The organism is Variovorax sp. LARHSF232 (assembly GCF_052871435.1).
This window is the reverse complement of record NZ_JBIXJS010000003.1, coordinates 606064-627841: the sequence shown is the minus strand read 5'-3', so window position 1 is coordinate 627841 and position 21778 is coordinate 606064. Positions and strand designations below refer to the sequence as shown.

22 protein-coding genes and 1 pseudogene are annotated in these 21778 nt (G+C 65.3%); 15 read left to right on the top strand and 8 right to left on the bottom strand.

Annotated features, from left to right (window positions below; genetic code table 11):
• Positions 1-5: 5 nt before the first annotated feature.
• Genes ACIPRI_RS11820 through ACIPRI_RS11810 form a run of 3 tightly spaced genes read left to right on the top strand, consistent with a single transcriptional unit; the run spans position 6 to position 3088 of the window.
• The gene (locus ACIPRI_RS11820; protein WP_446621621.1) at positions 6-989 is read left to right on the top strand and encodes a hypothetical protein; all 984 of its coding nucleotides are present in this window, start codon (positions 6-8) and stop codon (positions 987-989) included.
• Complete coding sequence (recJ, locus tag ACIPRI_RS11815) at positions 986-2695, top strand: single-stranded-DNA-specific exonuclease RecJ (RefSeq protein WP_446621620.1); 1710 nt, start codon at positions 986-988, stop codon at positions 2693-2695. The genes ACIPRI_RS11820 and recJ overlap by 4 nt, the downstream gene beginning before the upstream one ends.
• 15 nt (positions 2696-2710) lie before the next feature.
• Entirely contained in the window at positions 2711-3088 is a 378-nt protein-coding gene (locus ACIPRI_RS11810; RefSeq protein ID WP_446621619.1) for a hypothetical protein, read from the top strand.
• On the opposite strand, the gene ACIPRI_RS11805 is transcribed toward ACIPRI_RS11810, so the two are convergent.
• The 3 genes from ACIPRI_RS11805 to ACIPRI_RS11795 form a co-directional block, all read right to left on the bottom strand.
• A complete protein-coding gene (locus ACIPRI_RS11805) occupies positions 3075-3731 on the bottom strand; it encodes a TonB-dependent receptor (RefSeq protein WP_446621618.1) in 657 nt (218 codons plus the stop codon). The two genes, ACIPRI_RS11810 and ACIPRI_RS11805, sit on opposite strands and share 14 nt — an antisense overlap.
• Positions 3732-3980: 249 nt before the next feature.
• Complete coding sequence (locus ACIPRI_RS11800; RefSeq protein ID WP_446621617.1) at positions 3981-5012, bottom strand: response regulator; 1032 nt, start codon at positions 5010-5012, stop codon at positions 3981-3983.
• On the bottom strand, positions 5009-8491 hold the full coding sequence (locus ACIPRI_RS11795) for an ATP-binding protein (protein ID WP_446621616.1): 3483 nt from the start codon (positions 8489-8491) through the stop codon (positions 5009-5011). Before ACIPRI_RS11795 ends, ACIPRI_RS11800 begins: the two co-directional genes overlap by 4 nt.
• An 85-nt stretch (positions 8492-8576) precedes the next feature.
• Between ACIPRI_RS11795 and ACIPRI_RS11790 the strand changes: the two genes are divergently transcribed.
• From ACIPRI_RS11790 to ureC, 4 genes are read left to right on the top strand one after another with little or no spacing between them, the layout of a single operon-like run.
• Positions 8577-8879: an urease subunit gamma gene (locus ACIPRI_RS11790; protein WP_446621615.1), complete on the top strand. Its 303-nt coding sequence runs from the start codon at positions 8577-8579 to the stop codon at positions 8877-8879.
• A gap of 24 nt (positions 8880-8903) precedes the next feature.
• The gene (locus tag ACIPRI_RS11785; protein WP_446621614.1) at positions 8904-9083 is read left to right on the top strand and encodes a hypothetical protein; all 180 of its coding nucleotides are present in this window, start codon (positions 8904-8906) and stop codon (positions 9081-9083) included.
• 13 nt (positions 9084-9096) lie between these two features.
• On the top strand, positions 9097-9402 hold the full coding sequence (locus tag ACIPRI_RS11780; protein WP_446621613.1) for an urease subunit beta: 306 nt from the start codon (positions 9097-9099) through the stop codon (positions 9400-9402).
• Positions 9403-11121: an urease subunit alpha gene (gene ureC / locus ACIPRI_RS11775; protein ID WP_446621612.1), complete on the top strand. Its 1719-nt coding sequence runs from the start codon at positions 9403-9405 to the stop codon at positions 11119-11121.
• Here ureC and ACIPRI_RS11770 read toward each other — a convergent pair.
• Together ACIPRI_RS11770 and ACIPRI_RS11765 are read right to left on the bottom strand one after the other, a co-directional pair.
• Positions 11118-11516, bottom strand: a complete 399-nt coding sequence (locus tag ACIPRI_RS11770; protein WP_446621611.1) for a type II toxin-antitoxin system death-on-curing family toxin — start codon at positions 11514-11516, stop codon at positions 11118-11120. The genes ureC and ACIPRI_RS11770 overlap by 4 nt on opposite strands.
• Complete coding sequence (locus tag ACIPRI_RS11765; protein WP_446621610.1) at positions 11513-11737, bottom strand: AbrB/MazE/SpoVT family DNA-binding domain-containing protein; 225 nt, start codon at positions 11735-11737, stop codon at positions 11513-11515. The genes ACIPRI_RS11770 and ACIPRI_RS11765 overlap by 4 nt, the downstream gene beginning before the upstream one ends.
• Before the next feature lie 65 nt (positions 11738-11802).
• On the opposite strand from ACIPRI_RS11765, the gene ureE reads away from it, so the two are divergent.
• From ureE to ACIPRI_RS11740, 5 genes and pseudogenes are all read left to right on the top strand, one after another.
• Positions 11803-12390 (top strand): urease accessory protein UreE, encoded by a 588-nt coding sequence (ureE, locus tag ACIPRI_RS11760; protein WP_446621609.1) that lies wholly within the window; start codon positions 11803-11805, stop codon positions 12388-12390.
• Between the two features lie 17 nt (positions 12391-12407).
• Positions 12408-13097 (top strand): urease accessory protein UreF, encoded by a 690-nt coding sequence (locus tag ACIPRI_RS11755; RefSeq protein ID WP_446621608.1) that lies wholly within the window; start codon positions 12408-12410, stop codon positions 13095-13097.
• 8 nt (positions 13098-13105) lie between these two features.
• Positions 13106-13753, top strand: coding sequence for an urease accessory protein UreG (gene ureG, locus ACIPRI_RS11750; protein WP_446621607.1), 648 nt, complete (start codon positions 13106-13108; stop codon positions 13751-13753).
• Between the two features lie 139 nt (positions 13754-13892).
• Positions 13893-14018 (top strand): annotated as a pseudogene (locus ACIPRI_RS11745) (double zinc ribbon domain-containing protein); the annotation flags it as partial.
• A gap of 102 nt (positions 14019-14120) precedes the next feature.
• Positions 14121-17132, top strand: a complete 3012-nt coding sequence (locus ACIPRI_RS11740; protein WP_446621709.1) for an ATP-binding protein — start codon at positions 14121-14123, stop codon at positions 17130-17132.
• On the opposite strand, the gene ACIPRI_RS11735 is transcribed toward ACIPRI_RS11740, so the two are convergent.
• The 3 genes from ACIPRI_RS11735 to ACIPRI_RS11725 all read right to left on the bottom strand — a co-directional run bounded on the left by ACIPRI_RS11735 (position 17106) and on the right by ACIPRI_RS11725 (position 18977).
• Positions 17106-17774 carry a class I SAM-dependent methyltransferase gene (locus tag ACIPRI_RS11735; RefSeq protein ID WP_446621606.1) on the bottom strand — a complete coding sequence of 223 codons (669 nt, stop codon included), beginning with the start codon at positions 17772-17774 and terminating at the stop codon, positions 17106-17108. The two genes, ACIPRI_RS11740 and ACIPRI_RS11735, sit on opposite strands and share 27 nt — an antisense overlap.
• Before the next feature lie 7 nt (positions 17775-17781).
• Positions 17782-18321: a hypothetical protein gene (locus ACIPRI_RS11730; protein WP_446621605.1), complete on the bottom strand. Its 540-nt coding sequence runs from the start codon at positions 18319-18321 to the stop codon at positions 17782-17784.
• Between the two features lie 173 nt (positions 18322-18494).
• Positions 18495-18977 carry an Lrp/AsnC family transcriptional regulator gene (locus ACIPRI_RS11725; protein ID WP_446621604.1) on the bottom strand — a complete coding sequence of 161 codons (483 nt, stop codon included), beginning with the start codon at positions 18975-18977 and terminating at the stop codon, positions 18495-18497.
• A 122-nt stretch (positions 18978-19099) separates the two neighbouring features.
• Between ACIPRI_RS11725 and hppD the strand changes: the two genes are divergently transcribed.
• From hppD to ACIPRI_RS11710, 3 genes are read left to right on the top strand one after another with little or no spacing between them, the layout of a single operon-like run.
• Positions 19100-20185 carry a 4-hydroxyphenylpyruvate dioxygenase gene (hppD, locus tag ACIPRI_RS11720; RefSeq protein WP_446621603.1) on the top strand — a complete coding sequence of 362 codons (1086 nt, stop codon included), beginning with the start codon at positions 19100-19102 and terminating at the stop codon, positions 20183-20185.
• A 1-nt stretch (position 20186) separates the two neighbouring features.
• Entirely contained in the window at positions 20187-21074 is an 888-nt protein-coding gene (gene phhA, locus ACIPRI_RS11715) for a phenylalanine 4-monooxygenase (protein ID WP_446621602.1), read from the top strand.
• A complete protein-coding gene (locus tag ACIPRI_RS11710; protein WP_446621601.1) occupies positions 21071-21775 on the top strand; it encodes an SDR family NAD(P)-dependent oxidoreductase in 705 nt (234 codons plus the stop codon). Before phhA ends, ACIPRI_RS11710 begins: the two co-directional genes overlap by 4 nt.
• Positions 21776-21778 lie beyond the last annotated feature (3 nt).

Sequence of the window (21778 nt, the reverse complement as noted above, 5' to 3'; positions counted from 1 at the left end):
GCCCCATGCCTTCGTCTCCTGGCCTGCGCCACCTTCTGATCCCCTTTGCCGGCCGCGGCACGCCCGGCTGCCGCGCGGCGCTGGCCACGCTCAAGCTGCCCAACCTGGAACGACTTCTCTCGCGCCTGCAACTCGCCCTGGACGACACGCAGGACGAATCCACGCTCTCGCCGCCGCACGAGCGGGCCCTGGCCGCCGCGCTGGGCCTGTCCGCGCCGGACGGCTGCATCCCCTGGGCCGCCTGGCAGGCGCGCGAACTCGACCTGCGCGAGGCCGTGCCCGGCAAGCCCTGGGCCCTGCTGACGCTGTGCCATTGGCAAGTCGGCATCGACGACGCGGCGCTGGGCGATCCGGCCCTGCTGGATATCGCGATGGAAGAATCGGCGGCGCTGCTGGACGCGGTGCGCCCCTTCTTCACCGAAGACGGCATCGCCCTGCACGCCACCGCGCAACCGGGCCGCTGGCTGGCACAGGGCGCGATCTTCGATTGCGTGCCCACGGCCTCGATCGACCGCGCCATCGGCCACCCGATTTCCGAATGGTCCCCGCTGACCGAGGCGACGCGCCCGCTGCGCCGCCTGCAAAACGAAATGCAGATGCTGCTGTACACCCATCCGATCAACGACGCGCGGGCCGAGCGCCGCGTGCCGGCGATCAACTCCTTCTGGGCCAGCGGCACCGGCAGCCTGCCCGCCGACGCCGCGCCCGCAACGGCCGCGCCGCAGGTCGACGACCGCCTGCGCGCCGCCGCCCTGCGCGATGACGCGCAAGCCTGGTCCCAGGCCTGGCAGGCACTGGATGCGCAAGTGCTGCCTGGCCTGCTGGCCGAAGTCGAACGCGGCACCCCGCTGCGCCTGACCCTGTGCGGCGATCGCAGCGCGCGCAGTTTCGAGCCGCAGCGCACAGGTCGCGCGGGCGGTCTGAGCGCCTTCGCCAGGCGTTTGTTCGAGCGCCCGCCGGCGGCTTCCGACATGCTGGGCGCACTATGAAGATCGTGCCCCGCGAAATTCCGCCGCGCAGCGCCTGGGCGCTGGAGCAGGCCGGCGTGCATCCGCTGCTGGCGCGCCTGTATGCGGCGCGCGGCGTCTGCGCCAAGGACGAGCTGGACGACGGGCTGGCCCGCCTGCTGCCGCCCGACACCCTGCATGGCACGCGCCAGGCTGCGGTGCTGCTGGCCGATGCGATTGCGGCCGACAAGCGCCTTTGCATCGTTGCCGACTACGACTGCGACGGCGCCACCGCCTGCGCCGTCGCCATGCGCGGCCTCAAGCGCCTGGGCGCCAAGCACGTGAGCTACCTGGTGCCCGACCGCGTGACCGACGGCTACGGCCTCACGCCCAGCATCGCGCAGCGGGTGGCCGATCGCGGCGCCGACGTGCTGATCACGGTGGACAACGGCATCGCCAGCGTCGACGGCGTGGCCGCCGCCAAGGCGCGCGGCCTCGCGGTGCTGGTGACCGACCACCACCTGCCCGGCCCCGAGCTGCCGGACGCCGACGTGCTGGTCAACCCGAACCAGCCGGGCTGCGGCTTCGAAAGCAAGAGCATCGCCGGCGTCGGCGTGATGTTCTATGTGCTGATGGCACTGCGCTCGGAGCTGCGTGCGCGCGGCATCTTTGACGCGGCCGGCCAACCTAAGCTGGATGATTTGCTGCCGCTGGTGGCGCTGGGCACGGTGGCCGACGTGGTGAAGCTGGATGGCAACAACCGCCGGCTGGTGGCGCAGGGCCTGCGCCGCATCCGTGCCGGCGCCATGCCCCTCGGGCTCTCCGCGCTCTTCAAGGCGGCCGGCCGGCAAGGGTCTGCCGCCACCACCTTCGACTTCGGCTTTGCCCTGGGCCCGCGCATCAACGCCGCCGGCCGATTGGCCGACATGACCCTGGGCATCGAATGCCTGGTCACCGAAGATGCGGGCCGCGCGGAAGAATTGGCGCGGATGCTCGACGAGATCAACCGCGAGCGGCGCGGCATCGAGGGCGACATGCGCGAGCAGGCGCTGCGCGTGGCCGAAAGGCTGTTTGCCGACGGCCAGACGCCGCCGGCCGCGGTGACGGTGTTCGACGCCGACTTCCACGAAGGCGTGGTCGGCATCGTGGCCTCGCGCATCAAGGACCGTTTTCACCGCCCCACATTCGTCTTCGCCGCCAGCGGTGCCGACGGCAAGGCGCATGAGCTCAAGGGCTCGGGCCGCTCGATTCCCGGCTTTCACTTGCGCGATGCGCTGGACCTGGTGGCCAAGCGCCATCCCGGCGTGCTGCTGCGCTTTGGCGGCCACGCGATGGCGGCCGGCTGCACCGTGCCGCGCGAGCAGATCAAGACCTTCGAAACCGCGCTGGCCGAGGTCGCCGCCGAATGGCTGGATGCGGCCACGCTGACGCGCCGCCTGGACACCGACGGCCCCCTGGCCGCCGAGTACCTGCGCATCGACCTGGTCGACACCCTGCAGCGCGAGGTCTGGGGCCAGGGCTTTGCACCGCCCACCTTCAGCGAAGAAGTCGAAGTGGTGTCGCAACGGCTGGTTGGCGAGAAGCACCTGGCGCTCAAGCTCAAGCACCAGGGCCGGCCGGTGGACGCGATCTGGTTCGGCCACACCGACCCGCTGCCGCAGCGCGTCACGCTGGCCTTTCGCCTCGACGCCGACGAGTGGCAAGGCGTGCGGCGCGTCCGCTTCATGGTCGAAGGCGCAGAGCTCTAGAAGGATTCAACAAAGATGCCAGTCAACTGGATATCCGTGCTGCAGATGGTCCCCCGGACCGAAGTCATCAGCAACGCACCCAAGATCGCGGAAAAGGCCAGGTCCTTGTGGGACACCGTGTCGAAGAAGCCGCCCAAGGGTGGAGACGCCGGCGCCAAGGGCGCGGCATTGCCCGACCCGCAGGCGCGGCTGGCGGCCCTGGAGGCGCGGCTCGCCGAGATGCATCAGCAGATGAGCGATTCCACCGAGCTGATCAAGTCGCTGGCCGCGCAGAACGCGCAGCTCATTGCGCGCATCGAAGCCAACCGGGTGCGCGTGCGCTGGCTCACTGCCGCCGTGGCGGTGCTGGGCCTAGTCGCGCTGTGGGCCCTGTGGTCGGTCAGGGTCGGCTGAAGGACTGGTTCAGCCCGATGGTGAGGAGGCGCACGCCCTCGCTGTGAATGCGCGCCACGCTGGCATCCAGGCTGAGCGTGGGCGTGATGCTCCAGCGCAGGCCGATGCGCGTGGTGGAGCGATCGAAGGCGCGGCTGTGCTCGGCCAACAGGGCCAGTGCGGGGGCAAAGGCCCAATCGATACCGGCACCCGCGCGCGGCGTTCGTGCGCCGTCCACCGGCGTCCAGTCATAGCCCAGGTTGACGTTGATCGCCAAGGGCTCCAGCACCTGCCAGGTCAGCGGCACCACCAGTTGCCCGCCCCAGCGCTCGTCTTTGCGATAGTCGTAGACGGCGCCAACCACCAGCGCCAGCGCCAGTGGCGCCCCCTCTTCCTGGCCGAAAAAGTTCCATTTCAGCTGCGGGCCGATTTGATCGCCGCGGTCGAAGTCGCCCTTGGCCAGATCCAGGTTCAGACCCAGCTCGACCGGCCCCACGCGGCAGGCCGGCCCCAGGTGAAAGAAGTCGATGGAGCGCGGCTTGCCATGGCCGCCCCAGATCTCGTACTGGCATTCGCCAGGCCCCAGGGTGCCGGCGTCGTCCACGTCGAAATGGCCGCCAGCCTGTACCACCGAGCACCAGGTCATCGCAGCCGCAACGGCCAAGGCCTTGCCTGTTCTCGAACGCCTCGTGCTTGCCATGCTCCCGCCCTTGCTTCAGGTGCGGGGGATTCTAGGTGTGGACCGAGGCGCTCAGAAGCTGTGAATGAATTGGACGTGCGCGAGCAGGCTGTCCAAATGCGTCCAATCTAGGCGCAAAGCGCAGCCGTAGCTCGGGCTACGGCGAGCATTTGCAACGACGAGTGGGCGTGTTTGGGCGGGCTGAGCGTGCATGACCGATTCGTTCACAGCTTCTCAGATGTCGAAGCCCGGCTGCAGCTCGCGGAGGCGCTTCATGGCCACGCCCGCTGCCGCGGTGCGCGTCTCCACGCCCAGCTTGACGTAGACCCGCTCCAGGTGCTTCTTGGCGGTGGCCGGGCTGCTGCCGATGATCTCGCCGATGTCGCGGTTGGTCTTGCCCTTGACCACCCAGTAGAGCACCTCGGCCTCGCGCGGCGTGAGCTTGAGCGCCAGGCTCATGGCTTCGATCACCGCGGTGCCTGCGGCCTCGCGCATGATGATGAGCCAGTCGTCGCCGTCGTCGTCGTGCCCGGTTTGCTGGTGCAGCCGCAAGGTCAGGCTGCGCGCGCCCTGCTCGATCAGCAGCGGCGGCGGCTCGAGCTGGCGCTCTTGCGCGTCGGGCAGATGGCGGCGCAGCCACGCCAGCAGCGCGGCCGGCGTGTCGGGCGCATGGGTGCCGCAGTAGCGCTGCAACAGCTCGCGCGCCAGCGCCGTCTGCCAGATGATGCGGCCGTCGGGCCAACGCACGGTGATGCTGGCATAGCCGAAAGCGTCCAGCGCATTGCGCGCCTGGCCGGCCTGGCGCGCCTGCTGGCGGGCCGCGCGGGCGCCGCGCAGATGCACATTCATGCGCGCCAGCACTTCCTTGGGCTTGATCGGCTTGGTGACGTAGTCCACCCCGCCGGCTTCCAGCGCCGCCACCAGGTGCTCGGTGTCGGTGAGGCCGGTCATGAAGATGATCGGGATGTGGGCGGTGGCGGCGTCGGCCTTCAGCCGGCGCGCCACCTCGAAGCCGTCCAGCCCGGGCATCACGGCATCGAGCAGCACGATGTCGGGCCTGGCCTGGGCCGCGCGGGCCAGCGCCTGTTCGCCGTTGGTGGCCACCAGCACGGTGTAGCCCGATTCGTCCAGCGCATCGTGCAGCACCGCCAGGTTGTCGGGCACGTCGTCGACGATCAGCACCAGGTCGCTGTTGCCGCTGGGGTCGCGCAGGCTGTTCGCCAGCGAGCCCTCTTGCGCTTTGCGCACTTCTTCTTCCGCGTTCATTTTGTTTCCGCCAGGGAACGGCTGAGCGCATCCAGCTGGAACTGGCGCGCCATCGCCCGCTGCCTGTCGGTCCAGGCGCCGCACTCCGGCTGTTCCCGCTCGATCTCGTCGAGCTGGTTCATGATGCCGCGCAAATAGCCCAGGCTCACCGCTTCCTCCAGCAGGCGGATGCGTTCCGGGGACGGCCGCACCAGGGTCGCGGCGACCTGCTCCGGCGCGGCGGGTGATGGGCTGGCCGCTTCGCTGGTCCAGCGCAACTTCAGCCGCTGCTCGAGCCAATCGAGCAATTCGCTGTGGCGCACCGGCTTGACCAGGAAGTCTTCCGGCACGATGCCCACGTCGTTCTCCAATCGCTTGTCGAAGGCGTTGGCCGAGACGATCGCCACTTCACTCTTCAGGTTCAGGGCGCGCGCACGGCGGATGGTTTCCCAGCCGTCGATGCCCGGCATGGCCAGGTCGACGAGCATGGCATCGGGGCGCAGGCCGGCGGCGATCAGGTCGAGCGCGTCGTGGCCGCTGGCGGCGGTGCGCAGCTCGAAGCCCAGCGGCGTCAACACGTCCACTAGCAGCTGGCGGTCGGCTTCCTCGTTGTCGACCACGAGGATGCGCCGGCGTGGGCCTTCGTAGCCGCGTCGGGCCAGCATCGGGGCCGGCCGCTGCCGCGCTGCCTCGGCCGGCGACGCATCGTGCACGCGCGGCAGGAAGAGGCGGACGCGAAACACCGAACCCTGGCCCAGGCTGCTTTGCACCGCCATCTCGCCTCCCATCAGGTCGGTGAGCATCTTGGCGATCGTCAGGCCAAGCCCGGCACCGCCGGCCGCGTTGCCGGCAGCCGTGGCGCCGCGGGCAAAGGGCTCGAACACACGCTCGATCTCCTCGGCGGGCATGCCGGGGCCCGTGTCCTCGATCTCCAGCGTCGCAAACTCGCGCGCATAGCGCAGGCGCAGCGTGACCTGGCCGCGCGCCGTGAACTTGATGGCGTTGCCCAGCAGGTTGATGAGGATCTGGCGCACCCGTTTCTCGTCGGCGCGCACCACCTCGGGCAGCAGGCCGGTGGCCTCGAAGCAAAAGTCCAGGCCCTTCTCCTGCGCCTGCAGCTCGAACATGTCGGCCAGATCCTGCATCGCGTCGGCAAAGCGCATGGGCCGCGCGTGCAGCGTGAGCTTGCCGGCCTCGATGTGGGCGATGTCCAGCGTGCCTTCGATCAGCGACAACAGGTGCTCACCGCCGCGCTTGATCACCGCCACCGCCTGGCGCCGGTGCGGCGGCACCGAGCTGTCTTCGCCCATCAGCTGCGCATAGCCCAGGATGCTGTTGAGCGGCGTGCGCAGCTCGTGGCTGATGGCGCTGATGTAGCGGCTCTTGGCCTGGTTGGCGGCATCGGCGCTTTGCTTGGCGGCCTGCAGGGCGCGGTCGGTCTCGCGGTGCAGCTCGATCTCGCGCATCAAGAGGTGCGTCTGGCGGTTCGATTCTTCCTGCGCCACCTTGCGGCTCTGGTGCGCCAGCACCAGCCACCAGGCCACGATGCCGGCCAGCACCAGCAGCGCCATGTAGGCCTTGAGGAATCCTGATTTCAGCGCAGCCTGCGCGCCCTCGACCCGACCCGCATCGGCCAGTGCCCGCAGCTCCTGCTGATAGAGCACGCCGAACACCGCCGCCAGCAGCGGCACGATGATCAGCGTGAGCAAGAGGAAGTGGCCCAGGCCCGTGTCCAGGTAGCGCCAGCTGCGCTTGGGCAGCACCCAGCGCAAGACCGCCGACCATTGCGCGGACAGGCTCGCCTGCGGCTTGCACAGGTCGCCGCAACGCGCATCCAGCGTGCAGCACAGCGAACAGATCGGGCCCTGGTAGGCCGGGCAATGCGCCATGTCCGGCCCTTCGTACTCGCGCTCGCAGATCACGCAGCGGCGAACTTCCAGCCGCTGGTAGCGATGGGTCTCTTCGGCACTTCTGGCCAGGTAATACTTGCCGCGCGTCGCCCATGCGATGAGCGGCGCCGCGACGAAGGCAGTGCCCAGTGCGATCAGCGCCGAGAAGGCCTGCGCCAGCGGCCCGAACACGCCCAGGTGCGCCGTGATCGACAGGATGGACGCCAGCGCCATCGCGCCCACGCCCACCGGGTTGATGTCCCACAGGTGCGCCCGCTTGAACTCGATGCCGGGCGGCGACAGCCCCAGCGGCTTGTTGATGACCAGGTCGGCCACCACCGCCATCATCCAGGCGATGGCGATGTTGGCGTACAGGCCCAGCACGTCGCCCAGGGCCTCGAACACGTTCATCTCCATCAGCATGAAGGCGATCAGCGTGTTGAACACCACCCACACCACGCGCCCCGGATGGCTGTGGGTCACGCGCGAAAAGAAGTTGCTCCAGGCCAGACTGCCGGCATAGGCGTTGGTGACGTTGATCTTGAGCTGCGAGATGACGACGAACAGCGCGGTGGCCCAGATCGCCCAGCCGAAGTTGGGAAACACGTACTCATAGGCCGCCAGGTACATCTGGTTCGGGTCCACCGCACGCTCGGGCGGCACCATGTGGGAGATGGCCAGGTAGGCCAGCAGCGCGCCGCCCAGCATCTTGGCCACGCCGAGAATCACCCAGCCCGGCCCGCCGGCCAGGACGCCCGCCCACCAGCGGCCGCGATTGTCCTGGGTGCGCGCCGGCATGAAGCGCAGGTAGTCGGCCTGTTCGCCCATCTGGGTCATGAGGGCGATGCCCACCGTCAGCGCGGCACCAAAAAGGGGCAACTGAAAATCTGGCGATGCACTCTTGGCGCCGTTGTAGTGCGTGATGCCCGCAAACGCACCAGGATCGCGCATCAGCACGAACACAAAGGGCACCACCAGCATCAGGAGCCAGATCGGCTGCGTCCACAACTGCAGCCGGCTGATGGCCGAGACGCCGTGCGTCACCAGCGGAATCACCACCAGCGCGCACACCAGGTAGCCCCAGGCCGGCGGTATGCCCAGGGCCAGTTCGAGCGCATAGGCCATCACGGCCGCCTCCAGCGCGAAGAAGATGAAGGTGAAGGAGGCGTAGATCAGCGAGGTGATGGTGGAGCCGATGTAGCCGAAGCCGGCGCCGCGGCTGAGCAGGTCCATGTCGACCCCGTAGCGGGCCGCATACACGCTGATGGGCAGGCCCGCCAGGAAGATGATGAGCCCGGTGCAGAGGATCGCCCAGAAGGCATTGATGAAGCCGTACTGCACCAGCAAGGTGGCGCCTACCGCCTCCAGGATCAGGAAGGATGCGGCCCCGAAGGCGGTGTTGGCCACACGCCATTCAGACCATTTGCGAAAGCGCTGCGGCGTGTAGCGCAGGGCGTAGTCTTCCAGCGTCTCGCTGGCCACCCAGCTGTTGTAGTCGCGCCGGATCTTGACGATGCGCTGCGGCGCCTCGCCAACATCAGGCGCGGGATCGGTCGCTGCCTGGGTGGCAGCTGCGGGTGGGACGGGCGGGCTCACGCCTTGCCGGTGCAACTGTCGTGCCGGGGCGCCCGTCTACGCCATCGGGCGAAGGCACGATCGTTGCAAGACAGCGGGGCTGACGATAAGGTCCGGCCCCATGGAACTGACACCCCGAGAAAAAGACAAGCTGCTGATCTTCACCGCGGCCCTGCTGGCGGAACGCCGCAAGGCGCGCGGCCTGAAGCTCAACTACCCCGAAGCCGTTGCCCTGATCTCCGCCGCCGTGATGGAAGGTGCGCGCGACGGCAAGAGCGTGGCCGCCCTGATGAGCGAAGGCCGCGACGTGCTCACACGCGCCGACGTGATGGATGGGGTGCCCGAGATGATTCCCGACATCCAGGTCGAAGCCACCTTTCCAGACGGCACCAAGCTGGTGACCGTGCATCAGCCCATCGTCTGACACCCATTGGAAGAGACTGCCCGCATGACGCAACGACTCCTCTCCCGCCCCCTTGCCGCCATCACTGCGGGCGCCAGCTCGGCCGGCGCCTGGGCCCACGACGGCCATGGCCTGGGCGGCGCGCACTGGCACGCCACCGATGCCGCCATCTTCATCGCTGCCATCGCCGCGGCCGGCGTGGCGCTGTGGTTGGGCCGCAAGTAAGTCGGCGCTGGCAATGATCCCCGGCGAACTCTTCTGCGACGAAGGCGAGCACTCGCTCAACCCCGGCCGCCGCACCCTCACCCTGGTGGTTCAGAACACCGCCGACCGCCCGATCCAGGTCGGCTCGCACTATCACTTTGCCGAGACCAACGGCGCGCTGGGCTTCGACCGCGAGGCCGCGCGGGGCATGCGGCTGAACATCGCATCGGGCACCGCGGTTCGCTTCGAGCCGGGCCAGCAGCGCACGGTGGAGCTGTGCGACCTCGGCGGCGAACGCATCGTCTACGGCTTTCGCGGCCTGACCCAAGGAAAACTCTAGATGGCAACGATCGGCCGGCGTGCCTACGCCGAAATCTTCGGCCCCACCGTGGGCGACCGCATCCGCCTGGCCGACACCGGGCTGGTGATCGAGGTGGAAGAGGACTACACCCTGCGCGCCGGCGGCTATGGCGAAGAGGTGAAGTTCGGCGGCGGCAAGACCATCCGCGACGGCATGGCCCAAGGCCAGCGCACGCGGGCCCAGGGCACGGTCGACACGGTGATGACCAATGCGCTGATCCTCGATCACTGGGGCATCGTCAAGGCCGACATCGGCCTCCGGGACGGGCGCATCGTGGCCATCGGCAAGGCCGGCAATCCGGACGTACAGCCGGGCGTGGACATCGTCATCGGCCCGGGCACCGAGGTCATCAGCTGCGAGGGCAACATCGTCACCGCCGGCGGCATCGACAGCCACATCCATTTCATCTGCCCGCAGCAGATCGAGGAGGCGCTGGCCTCGGGCGTCACCACCATGCTGGGCGGGGGCACCGGGCCGGCCACCGGCACCTTTGCCACCACCTGCACGCCGGGGCCCTGGCACATCGAGCGCATGCTGCAGGCAGCCGACGCCTTCCCGATGAACCTGGGCTTCCTGGGCAAGGGCAACGCCAGCCTGCCGGCCGCCCTGCACGAGCAGATCGACGCCGGCGTGATGGGCCTGAAGCTGCATGAGGATTGGGGCACCACGCCCGCGGCCATCAGCAACTGCCTGGACGTGGCTGATGCCACCGACACGCAGGTGGCGATCCACTCGGACACGCTGAACGAATCGGGCTTTGTCGAGAACACCATTGCCGCGGTGGGCGGCCGCGCCATCTGCGCCTTCCACACCGAGGGCGCCGGCGGCGGCCATGCGCCGGACATCCTGCGCGTGGTGGGCGAGGCCAACTTCCTACCCTCCTCCACCAATCCCACCATGCCCTACACGGTGAACACGCTGGACGAGCATGTGGACATGCTGATGGTGTGCCACCACCTGGACGCCGGCATCGCCGAGGACCTGGCCTTTGCCGAAAGCCGGATCCGCAAGGAGACCATTGCCGCCGAGGACATCCTGCATGACCTGGGCGCCATCAGCATGATGTCCAGCGACTCGCAGGCCATGGGCCGGGTCGGCGAAGTGATCATCCGCACCTGGCAGACGGCGCACAAGATGAAGGCGCAGCGCGGCAAGCTGCCCGAGGACAGCGAACGCAACGACAACTTTCGCGCCAGGCGCTACGTCGCCAAGTACACGATCAACCCGGCCATCTCGCACGGCATCAGCCACGAGGTGGGCAGCATCGAGGTCGGCAAGTGGGCCGACCTGGTGGTGTGGAAGCCGGCCTTCTTCGGCGTGAAGCCCTTTGCGGTGATCAAGGGCGGCAGCATTGCGCTGGCCGCCATGGGCGACCCGAACGCGTCGATCCCGACGCCGCAGCCGGTGCACTACCGGCCGATGTTCGGCGCCTTCGGCGGCTCGCTGGCCAAGGGCTCGCTCACCTTCGTCTCGCAGGCAGGGCTCAAGGCCGGCATCGGCGAACGCTATGGCCTGCGCAAGCAGCTGTCGGCCGTGCGCAATATCCGCGGCGTTCGCAAGGCGGACATGGTGCACAACAGCTGCACGCCCAAGATGGAAATCGACGCGCAGACCTACGCGGTGCGGGCCGATGGGCAATTGCTGACGTGCGAGCCGGCGACCCTGCTGCCGATGGCGCAGCGGTATTTTTTGTTTTAAAGCGCCTGCAGGTGGGTCCGAATCCATTGCGCGAGCGCAGCTTCTTCCAGCTTGCCGGCAGCCAGCTCGAGGGTTGTCAGCACGCAGTCCGCATCACTGGCTGTCAGTTCGAAGCCGTTGAGAAACAAGAACAGCTCCAGCGCCACGAAGGCGGTGCGCTTGTTGCCGTCGACAAAGGGATGGTTGCGCGCAAGCGCGAAGGCATAGGCGGCCGCCAGGTCGGCAGCGTCGGGGTTGCCGTAGTTCGCCAACTGCTGCGGCCGGGCCAAAGCGGAAGTCAGCAGGTTCGCGTCGCGCACACCGGTCGGCCCGCCATGCTCGGCCAATTGCTCGTCATGAGCAGCACGTACAACGGCCGGGTCCAGCCAGATCCAGCGTGGATTGACCGCGCTCACTTGGCCAGTTCGCGCAAGACGTTGCGGCGCTTTTTCATGATGCGGCGCGCTGCATTCATCTGCTCTTCAAATTCATTGTTGTAGGGTGTCAGCAAATAGCCACCGGGCGCCTCCGACACAAACAGGCTGTCGCCCTTTTCCACTTTCATGCGCGCCAGCATCTCCTTGGGCAGGATGACGCCATAGGAATTGCCAATCTGAGTGACCTTGACTGCTGTCATCGCCATCCCCTGAAGTTATAACGGTTGTTATTATTGTCACCTCCGGCATCCAGTTCAAGACTCCCATGCTCACCGCCAACAAACTCATGCCCCAGGGCCGCGGCCTTGCGCCCGTGCTGATCAAGCGCGCCGCCACCATCGAGCTCGACTGGGACGTGCGGCAGAAGAGCCGCTTCGACGCCACCGATTCGCAGGGCCGGCAGATCGGCGTGTTCCTGCCGCGCGGCACGGCGGTGCGCGGTGGCGACGTGCTGGTGACGGAAGACGGTTCGCTCGTTCGCGTGATCGCGGCGCCGCAGGCCGTGCTGGTCATCACCGCCTGCGCGCAGCACGGCACGCCCTTCGACCTGACGCGCGCCGCCTATCACCTGGGCAACCGGCACGTGCCGATCGAGCTGAAGCCGGACCACCTGAAGATCGAGCCCGACCATGTGCTGGCCGACATGCTGCGTGCCATGCACCTGATCGTGCGCGAAGCCAAGGAGGCCTTCGAGCCCGAGGGCGGCGCCTATGGCGGGCATGGGGCGCACGGTCAGCACGGCCATTCGCATGATGCGCATGAGCACAGCCACGCGGCGCCCGTCGGGCCGGTGCTGCATCCGGACGCGTACGGCGGCGGGCACGAGCACCACGGGCACGGCCACTCGCACTGACTGACCACTGTCCGTCGATGCCTGAACAAGCCAGCGCGTCCAGCCTGCTGCAATTGATCTGGCTCGCCTCGCCGGCACTGCCGGTGGGGGGCTTTTCCTATTCCGAAGGCCTGGAAGCGGCTGTCGAACTGGCGGAGGTGACGAGCGAGGCTGCCGCCACAGACTGGCTCACCCACCAGTTGCACCTGAGCCTGGAGCGCGGCGACCTCGCGGTGGTGGCGCAAGCCATTGCAGCCTGGCGTGCGCAGGCGCGCGAGCGCATCGCCCAGCTCAACGCCTGGGTGCTGCAGACGCGCGAGAGCGCCGAGTTCCTGCTGCAAACCGCGCAGATGGGCCACTCCTTTGTCGAGTGGCTGAAGCTCCACCACACCGATGCCGCCGCCATCTTCAGCAGCGGCAACAACGGGCCGGTCGGCTACCCGATCGCCTTCGCCTTTGCCGCCGAGCGCGCCGGCGCTTCGGTGCGCGATGGCTGCCTGGCTTTTGCCTTCGGCTGGGCCGAGAACATGGTGGGCGCTGCGGTGAAGGCGGTGCCGCTTGGTCAGAGCGCCGGCCAGCGCATGCTGGGGCGCCTGGCGCGCGACATTCCCGACGCGGTGGAACGGGCGATGGCCTTGTCCGATGATGAGCGCCAGGCTTTTTCACCCATGCTCGCCGTGCTGTCGGCGCGGCATGAAACCCAGTACTCCCGCCTTTTCAGAAGCTGATCTTTTTTATGTCATCCGCGCTGCACCACATCCCCCATCGCACCAAGAGACTGCCGCCGCTACGCGTGGGCATCGGCGGCCCGGTCGGCTCGGGCAAGACCACCTTGCTCGAGATGCTCTGCAAGCGCATGCGCGAGAAGTACGACCTGGTGGCCATCACCAACGACATCTACACCAAGGAAGACCAGCGCCTGCTGACCGTGGCCGGTGCCTTGCCGGCCGACCGCATCATGGGCGTGGAAACCGGCGGCTGCCCGCACACCGCCATCCGCGAAGACGCCTCCATCAATCTGGAAGCCATCGACCGCATGCTGGGCCAGTTTCCGGACGCCGACATCGTGTTCGTGGAAAGCGGCGGCGACAACCTGGCGGCGACCTTCAGCCCCGAGCTGAGCGACCTGACGATCTACGTGATCGACGTGGCGGCCGGCGAGAAGATTCCGCGCAAGGGCGGGCCTGGGATCACCAAGAGCGATCTGTTCGTCATCAACAAGACGGACCTGGCGCCGTACGTGGGCGCTGATTTGTCGGTGATGGAAAGCGATACCAAGCGCATGCGCAAGGCGCGGCCTTATGTGATGACCAATCTCAAGACGCAGACTGGGCTCGATGAGGTGATCAGCTTCATCGAAGAGCGCGGAATGCTGATCGGCTAGTTCTTTGCGCTGCTGCCATGTTGCCGAAGCCTGCCAATTGCAATAAAGTGTTAACCATAGGTTGCGTTTTGACCGCCAATCTTGCTTCGCAAAGAACTTCGTCTCTGCGAATGCTGCAGTCTCCGTCGATCGGCACCCCATGCGATGCTTGGCTTGCAACACCGACAATTCCGATACCAATCGCTACTGTGAGAGTTGTGGCAGCCAGTTCGGCCTGGTGTGCTCCCATTGCGGGCGAGAGAACAGTCTTGCGGCCAAATTTTGCGGAGACTGCGGAACCGAAATAGCCTCATCGGCGGTCGCCACTTTTGATGGCGCCGCCTTGCCGCGGCTTGCCGAGCCTCGGGGTGAATTGAAGATCGCAACGGTGCTGTTCGCCGACATTGCGAACTCGACCGAGAAGGTCGCTCAACTTGGGCCGGAAGAGGCCATGCAACGGCTGCAGCCTGCCCTGCGGCAGATGTGCGATGCGGTCGAGCGCTATGGCGGCACGGTGGTTCGCACGCTGGGCGATGGAATCCTGGCCCTGTTCGGGGCGCCCCGAACTCTTGAGGGCCACGTTCGATTGGCATGCGAGGCCGCGTTGCGCATCCAAGCCGTCTTTGCCAATGAGGCCTGGGACCTGGGCATTCGCATCGGCCTGCACACGGGGCAGATTGCTTCCGACCCGACGGTCGGAGTCAGCGCGCGCAGCGATGGCGTGCACGGCTTGACCATCCACATCGCGAGCCGCGTGATGGCAAGCTCTGAGCCAGGAGAGATCCGAATTACCCAAGCCGGCCGGGATCAGGCTGACGAGTACTACGACTTTCAAGTCTTGGGCCCCGTCCCGCTCAAGGGGATCAGCGTCGCAATGCCGCTCTTCGCCCTGGTGCGAAGCAAGATTGGCCCCGAAGTGCTGCTGCGCCGAAACACGCGATCGCAATTTCACGGCCGCGTCCGAGAGATGCGGCTGCTGCAATCGGCCATCCGCCGCGCAGAACGAGGCGATGCCCCTGTCATTGGGATCTCGGGCGTACCCGGTGCAGGAAAGAGCCGCCTCTGCTCGGAGTTTGCAGACTGGTGCCGCAGGCGCGGCCTCGTGGTGCATGAAATCCGGGCGCAACTCTACGGCCATGCGGCACCGCTGCAGCCGGTCCTCGAACTGTTCAGAAGGTGCTTCTTCAATATTTCCGACATCGATGATTCCGTCATCGCGAGAAGAAAAATTGCAGAGACCCTCGCAGTTCAAGGAACGCATGGCGAGCTTGTGCTGGACGAGCAGGACGAAACGCTGCTGGCCGATTTCATCGGCCTGATCAATTCCGAAGACGCATCGCCGACATCTGTATCGACGGCACGCCGCGCACGCCTGCTTGCCATCACCCGGCAGTTGGCCAGGCAGCCACGCGACAGAGTCATATTGATTCTGCTGGAGGATCTGCATTGGCTTGATGAACCCAGCCTCGAGTTCCTGTCCGAGTTGGTCGCCGCCGTCGTTGGAACAAAAATCCTTCTGCTGCTGAACCACCGCCCGACGTTCGTCGCCCCATGGCAGACAGGTCCGAACTATAAAAGGATGGATCTTCCCGATCTCAGCAACGAGATCATCGATCAGATCGTCACCGATCTCACCAGCTATCGCCGCGATTTGTCCGTCGCGCGCGATCTGATCATCCGGCGCAGTTGCGGTAACCCGCTCTTTGCGGAAGAGCTTGTCCGCTCTTTGAACGAAGACGTCATTTCTCTTGGCCAATCGAGGCTGGAAAGCAAGATCGACGCTCTGGAGAGATCCGTCCCGTTCAATGTCCAATCGATCATCGGCGCGCGGATCGACCGTCTGGATGCCGTTGACAAATCCCTGCTTCAAATTTGCTCGGTGATTGGCAAGGACATTCCGCTGGCCGTGCTGGAGCGGATTGCCAAGGAAGAAATTTCAGGCGACATCAGCCAGGGACTGGAGCGACTGTGTGCCATGGATTTCATTCAGCTGCGTTCAAACGAATCCGGGCTTGAGTACTCCTTTCGGCACCCGCTCATCCAGGAAGTTGCCTACGAAACCCAGTTGCGCACAAGGCGATCCGCGCTGCACCAGGCTGCCGCGGCTGCCATGGAGCAGTACTACCGCAGCCGGGGCAAGGAGTTTGCGGCCCTGATTGCCCACCACTACGCGGCGGCCGGCGAATACTTGAAGGCGGCGGAGCATGAAGCGCGAGCGGCAAAATGGATTGCTTCCACCAACGCGGCGCAGGCAACAAGGCATTGGCGACGAGTTCGCGAGTTTTTGAAGGACCAAGTTCCGACAAAAGAAGCTGCTGGCTTGCGTTCCCTGGCCGGGGGGCGGATCGTGCTTCTGGGTTGGCGTGAAGGCCTGCGTCAGGAGGAGATCCAGCAGATCATCGAGGAATCGCTGGCTCACGCAGAGCAGACGGACATCAACCTGATCCAGCTCCTCTTGTTTGCCCAAGGGCGCAGCCTGCAATCCAACGGGGGTGCGTCGGACGAGTACATGCGTTGCGTCAAGAAGGCACTGGCATTGGCCCCGCACTCCATCGGCACAGGACGCAGAGCGCTGTTGAATATTTCCCTGAGCCACGCCTGCGCCTGGTCGGGTCTTCTAAGGGAAGGTATCGCGGCCAATGAAGCCGGCCTTGCAGATCACGCCGAAATCGACGACTACGACCGCGAGTTCATCGGCGTGGACGTTGATCAGTGGGCATATGGAATCAGGACCAGGTTGCTAAACAGGCTGGGCCGCTTTGACGAGGCTCTCCAGCAGTTGACTCAGATCTCCGAGCGGGCTGCCGCAACCGCCGACCCGGTAATGAAGCAGATTGCACATCACGTCCACATTGACTTGGCGTGGTGCGCCGAAAACAGGGACCTTGTTGCGGACCATGCGGTGCAGGTATCGAAGTTCGCCGAGACGTCGAGCAGCGCCTATGCACAGGTGTTCGCGCGCAACAGCGCTGGCCTTGCGGCTTTCGTGCTTGGCAATTTTTCCCAGGCCAGAGAGTCCTTCAATGAGGCATTGGCGCGCTTGCGAGAGTCTCGCGCTGCACTCGAATTTGGGCCAGAAATTTTGGCCAGCTTGGCGGAATGCTGCCTGGCGGAAGGCACGTACGCCAGCGCGATCAGCCATTCAGAAAGCGCTATCAATGCGGCAACCCTGCAAAGCAACAGGTTCGCGGAATGCCGATCGCTCATCGTGCTGGGCGCGGCACTGCTGCGCCACGGCCAGCTTGAGCGGATTCCCCTGCTGCTGGAGCGGGCGAAGGAACTGATCGACGTGACAGGAGCTTCGATCCTGCAGAAGAAACTGGATCTGGCTTGCTACGAGTATCTTCAAGCCTTCAATTCGAAATCGGCGCCATCAAGTAGTGCGGCGACGCACCAATAGGGTGTACTCCTTGATCCCATAGCCGCTCAGCACTTCGACATCCACCCCGAAGCGCTCTTCACAACGAGAGGCCCAGCGCTCGGGCTCTGCGTAGTAAAGCTCTGGAATTCTTGATTCAGCACGCATGGGAGGGCAAAGAAAATTGACGGCGAATCCTCGGCGGCTCATGCGGTGCAGGCATTCAAGGCTGTCACCAACGAGAAGCTCCCAAGCCTCATCGGAGCCTTGCAATTTGACGTTGAACGTCCCGCTTGCGACTGAATAATCCGCGACGCGCGGTGTATTGCAGGCGACGGAAAATTCCGCTAAACGATGGCGGCGCCAGCGCTCGGTCGCCGCCGCAATCATGTCTTGGCTTAAATCCGTCCCCAGATAGTCGACCCGACCGCGCAGCCGCCGCCGGGTCAAATATTGAAGCAGCGCGCCGTAGCCACAACCGACGTCATTCAGCGAAAAATCGCTGCTGAAGTCGCACAGTTTCAGCAATTGCACAAACCGCATTTCTTGCGTGGGAACGCAAGACCAGTCGACACCCAGAGGTACTGCCCCGTATTGCTGGATCTTTTCCGAGTAATAGGAGCCTACGGAGGCAAGCAAAGGCCCCTGTGCAGCAAGCAGCGGCGCTGCCGCACCGGGATTCATCGCCTCTTCAGCTTGCCTTCTTCTTGGCGGCAGCCTTTGCGTTTGCCCTTGCCCTTGCTTTCACCTTCATGGAGGCCCTGGCCGCCTGCACCGACTGCATGGGCAAGGAAATAACGAGGTAGTCCTGCTCCAGGTAATGGATGGGACGGGCCTTTTCAGTGACCTTGACCATCTCGTCTTCTTGCAAACTGTGCGACGTGAAATACACCGGCAATGGAGCCTTTGATGCAAGATTCTTCTTCAAGGCACTAACGATGGCGGCGTCACCATTTTGTGCGCCCTTGTTGGAGGGATGTTGATGCAGACTTCCCAGGTAACCGAGCCATCCATTCTTCGCTTCGGCATTGCGCGCACCAATATTCAATACGGCGGAGCTCGCTTGAAAAGATCGGCCTTCCTTGAATATCTTGAACTCCTTTTGCAAGGCGGCCATTTCTTCGATGCCGCCAAACAGAAGATCTGTGCCCTGAGTAGGAGCAAATCGAAGATTCAATTCATCCAGGATACTGCCGACGTAGATGTCGTGCTTTTGCATGAACCAACCCATGAATAGACTCCTTGTCTGTTGTGATGCTGTTTGGACGATCGCTGAGCAGTCTATACACAATGTAAGAGTGGTCAAGAACTTAAGTTGACATTTAGCAACGATTATTTCTTTCGGCCAGCCAAGAAGCGCGCCGAGCAGCCTGCCACTCGCTCGCCGCCTCGACGTGGACTGTCTTACAGCGGCAACGCCGTCGTCCTCTTGATCCGCTCCAGCACAAAACTCGTCTTGCAGTCCTGCACGCTCGGGTGCTTGAGCAGCGTGTCCATGACAAAGCGCGAGTAGTGCGCCATGTCGGCCACCAGCACCGTCAACAGGTAATCCATCTCGCCGGTGAGCGAGCTGCACTCCACCACCTCGGGCCAGCCCTGCACCGAGGCGCGGAAGGCGTCCATGGGGCTGCGCTTGTGCGTCTCGGCATGCTTTTCCAGGCGCACGTTGATGTAGGCGGTGAGCGTGAGCCCCACCCGCTCGGGCTGCACCAGCGCCACATAACGGCCAATGACGCCCGATTCCTCCAGGCGCTTGACCCGGCGCAAGGTGGCCGAGGGCGACAGGCCCACCTTCTCCGCCACCTGGTCGTAGGTGGCCCGGCCATCGGCCTGGAGCACCTCCAAAACGCGTATATCGATCTTGTCGAGTTGGACTTGTGCGTTCATTTGGAAGATTTTGCAGGATTCCTGCGCATCACACTAGGCAACAGACGCAAAATGCAGTAAACCTGCTCGATGAATTCGTAGCATCGGGAACCATCTAATACTCACCCCTGATGGAGACTGGCATGGCCGATTTGTTTGACAACCCCATGGGACTGCAAGGCTTCGAGTTCGTCGAATTCGCCTCGCCCGCCGCGAACACTCTGGAACCCTTCTTCGAGAAACTCGGCTTCACGCTGGTCGCCAGGCACCGCTCCAAGGACGTGGTGCTGTACCGCCAGGGCGACATCAACTTCATCGTGAACCGGGAGCCGCACAGCCCGGCCGCCTACTTCGCCGCCGAGCACGGCCCGTCGGCCTGCGGGCTGGCCTTCCGCGTGAAGGACTCGCACAAGGCCTACAAGCGCGCGCTGGAACTGGGCGCCCAGCCGATCGAGATCGCCACCGGCCCGATGGAGCTGCGCCTGCCCGCCATCAAGGGCATCGGCGGTGCACCGCTATACCTGATCGACCGCTTTGAAGACGGCAAGTCGATCTACGACATCGACTTCGAGTTCATCGAAGGCGTCGATCGCCACCCGCCGGGCCTCGGCCTCAAGGTCATCGACCACCTCACGCACAACGTGTATCGCGGCCGCATGGCCTTCTGGGCCAACTTCTACGAGAAGCTCTTCAACTTCCGCGAGATCCGCTACTTCGACATTCAGGGCGAGTACACCGGCCTGACCTCGAAGGCGCTGACGGCGCCAGACGGCAAGATCCGCATCCCGTTGAACGAGGAATCGTCCAAGGGCTCGGGCCAGATCGAGGAGTTCCTGATGAAGTTCAACGGCGAGGGCATCCAGCACATCGCCCTGCTGAGCGACAACCTCATCGAGACCATCGACCAGCTCGGCCTGGCCGGTGTGCCGCTGATGACCGCGCCCAACGACATCTACTACGAGATGCTCGAGACCCGCCTGCCGGGCCACGGCGAGTCGATCGGTGACCTGCAGGCGCGCGGCATCCTGCTGGACGGCACCACCGAGGGCGGCAACCCGCGGCTGCTGTTGCAGATCTTCTCGCAGACCGTCTTCGGCGGTCCGGTGTTCTTCGAGTTCATCCAGCGCAAGGGCGACTACAGCGACGGCTTCGGCGAGGGCAACTTCAAGGCGCTGTTCGAATCGATCGAACGCGACCAGGTGCGCCGCGGCGTGCTGCAGACGGCCTGACATGCTGCAACAGGTCAAGCACGGCCTGGCCGGCGGCGCACAACCACACCGCCGCGACTGGACCATCGACCAGGGCTGGGACAACTACTCGCCGGCCGAGCACGCAGTGTGGAAGCTGCTCTTCGAGCGCCAGACCAAGCTCTTGCCTGGCCGCGCCTGCGACGAGTTCGTCGACGGCATGAAGAAGCTGCCCATCGGCCCGGATGAGATCCCCGACTTCCGGCGCCTGAGCGACGTGCTGATGCAGCGCACCGGCTGGCAGGTGGTGGCGGTGCCGGGCCTGGTGCCCGACGAAGTCTTCTTCGATCACCTAGCCAACCGGCGCTTTCCGGCGGGCCAGTTCATCCGCAAGCCCGACGAGCTCGACTACCTGGAAGAGCCCGACGTCTTCCACGATGTGTTCGGCCATGTGCCGATGCTGATGAACCCGGTGATCGCCGACTACATCCAGGCCTACGGCAAGGGCGGCCTGCGCGCGCAACAGCTGGGCGTTCTGGACAAGCTGGCGCGCGTGTACTGGTACACGGTCGAATTCGGCCTGGTGCAGCAGAAAGACGGCGTGCGCATCTACGGCGCGGGCATTGCGTCGTCGCGCACCGAGTCGGTCTTTGCGCTGGACGACGCCTCGCCCAACCGCATCGCCTTCGAACTGGAGCGCGTGATGCGCACGCGCTACCGCATCGACGATTTTCAAGAGAGCTATTTCGTCATCGACGGCCTGCAGCAATTGCTGGAGCTGGCGACGATCGACTTCGGGCCGCTGTACCAGCGCATTGCCGGCAAGGAAGACTACGAACCCGGCACCGTGCTGCCCACCGACCGGGTGATTTCGCGCGGCACCGGCAGCTACCATCGCGCCAAGAAAGACAACCAGGGCCAACAAGCATGAACTTCCAGGACAAGGTGGTGCTCGTCACCGGTGCGGCCGGCAACCTGGGCCGCGCGGTGGCGCAGGCCTTTTCGCAGCAGGGTGCGCGGCTGGCGCTGGTCGACCTGAAGGCCGATGCGCTGCAGCAAGCCTTTGGCGCCGAGCATGATCGACAGGCCTTCTTTGCCGGCAACCTGATGAAAGAGGAAGAAGCGGATGCGGCAGCACAGGCCGTCATCGCGCGCTTCGGCCGCATCGACGTGCTGTGCAACCTGGCCGGCGGCTTTCGCATGGGCGATCCGGTGCATGCCACCGACGCCAAGACCTGGGACTTCCTGTTCGGCCTGAACTTCCACACCGTGCAGCACATGGCGCACGCGGTGGTGCCACAGATGCAAAAGCAGGGCGGCGGCAAGATCGTCAACATCGGCGCCTTCTCGGCCCAGCGCGGACTGGCGCAGATGGGCGCGTACATCGCGTCCAAGAGCGCGGTGATCCGCATCACCGAGTCGATGGCGGCCGAGCTGCGCACGCAGAACATCAACGTGAATTGCGTGCTGCCCACCATCATTGACACGCCGGAGAACCGGGCCGCCATGCCCGATGCCGACCCGACCCAGTGGGTGGCGCCGCAAGACCTGGCCGAAGTGATTGCCTTCCTGGCTTCCGATGCCGCGCGCGCCGTGCACGGCGCGGCCCTGCCGGTCACGGGTCTTAGCTAGGTT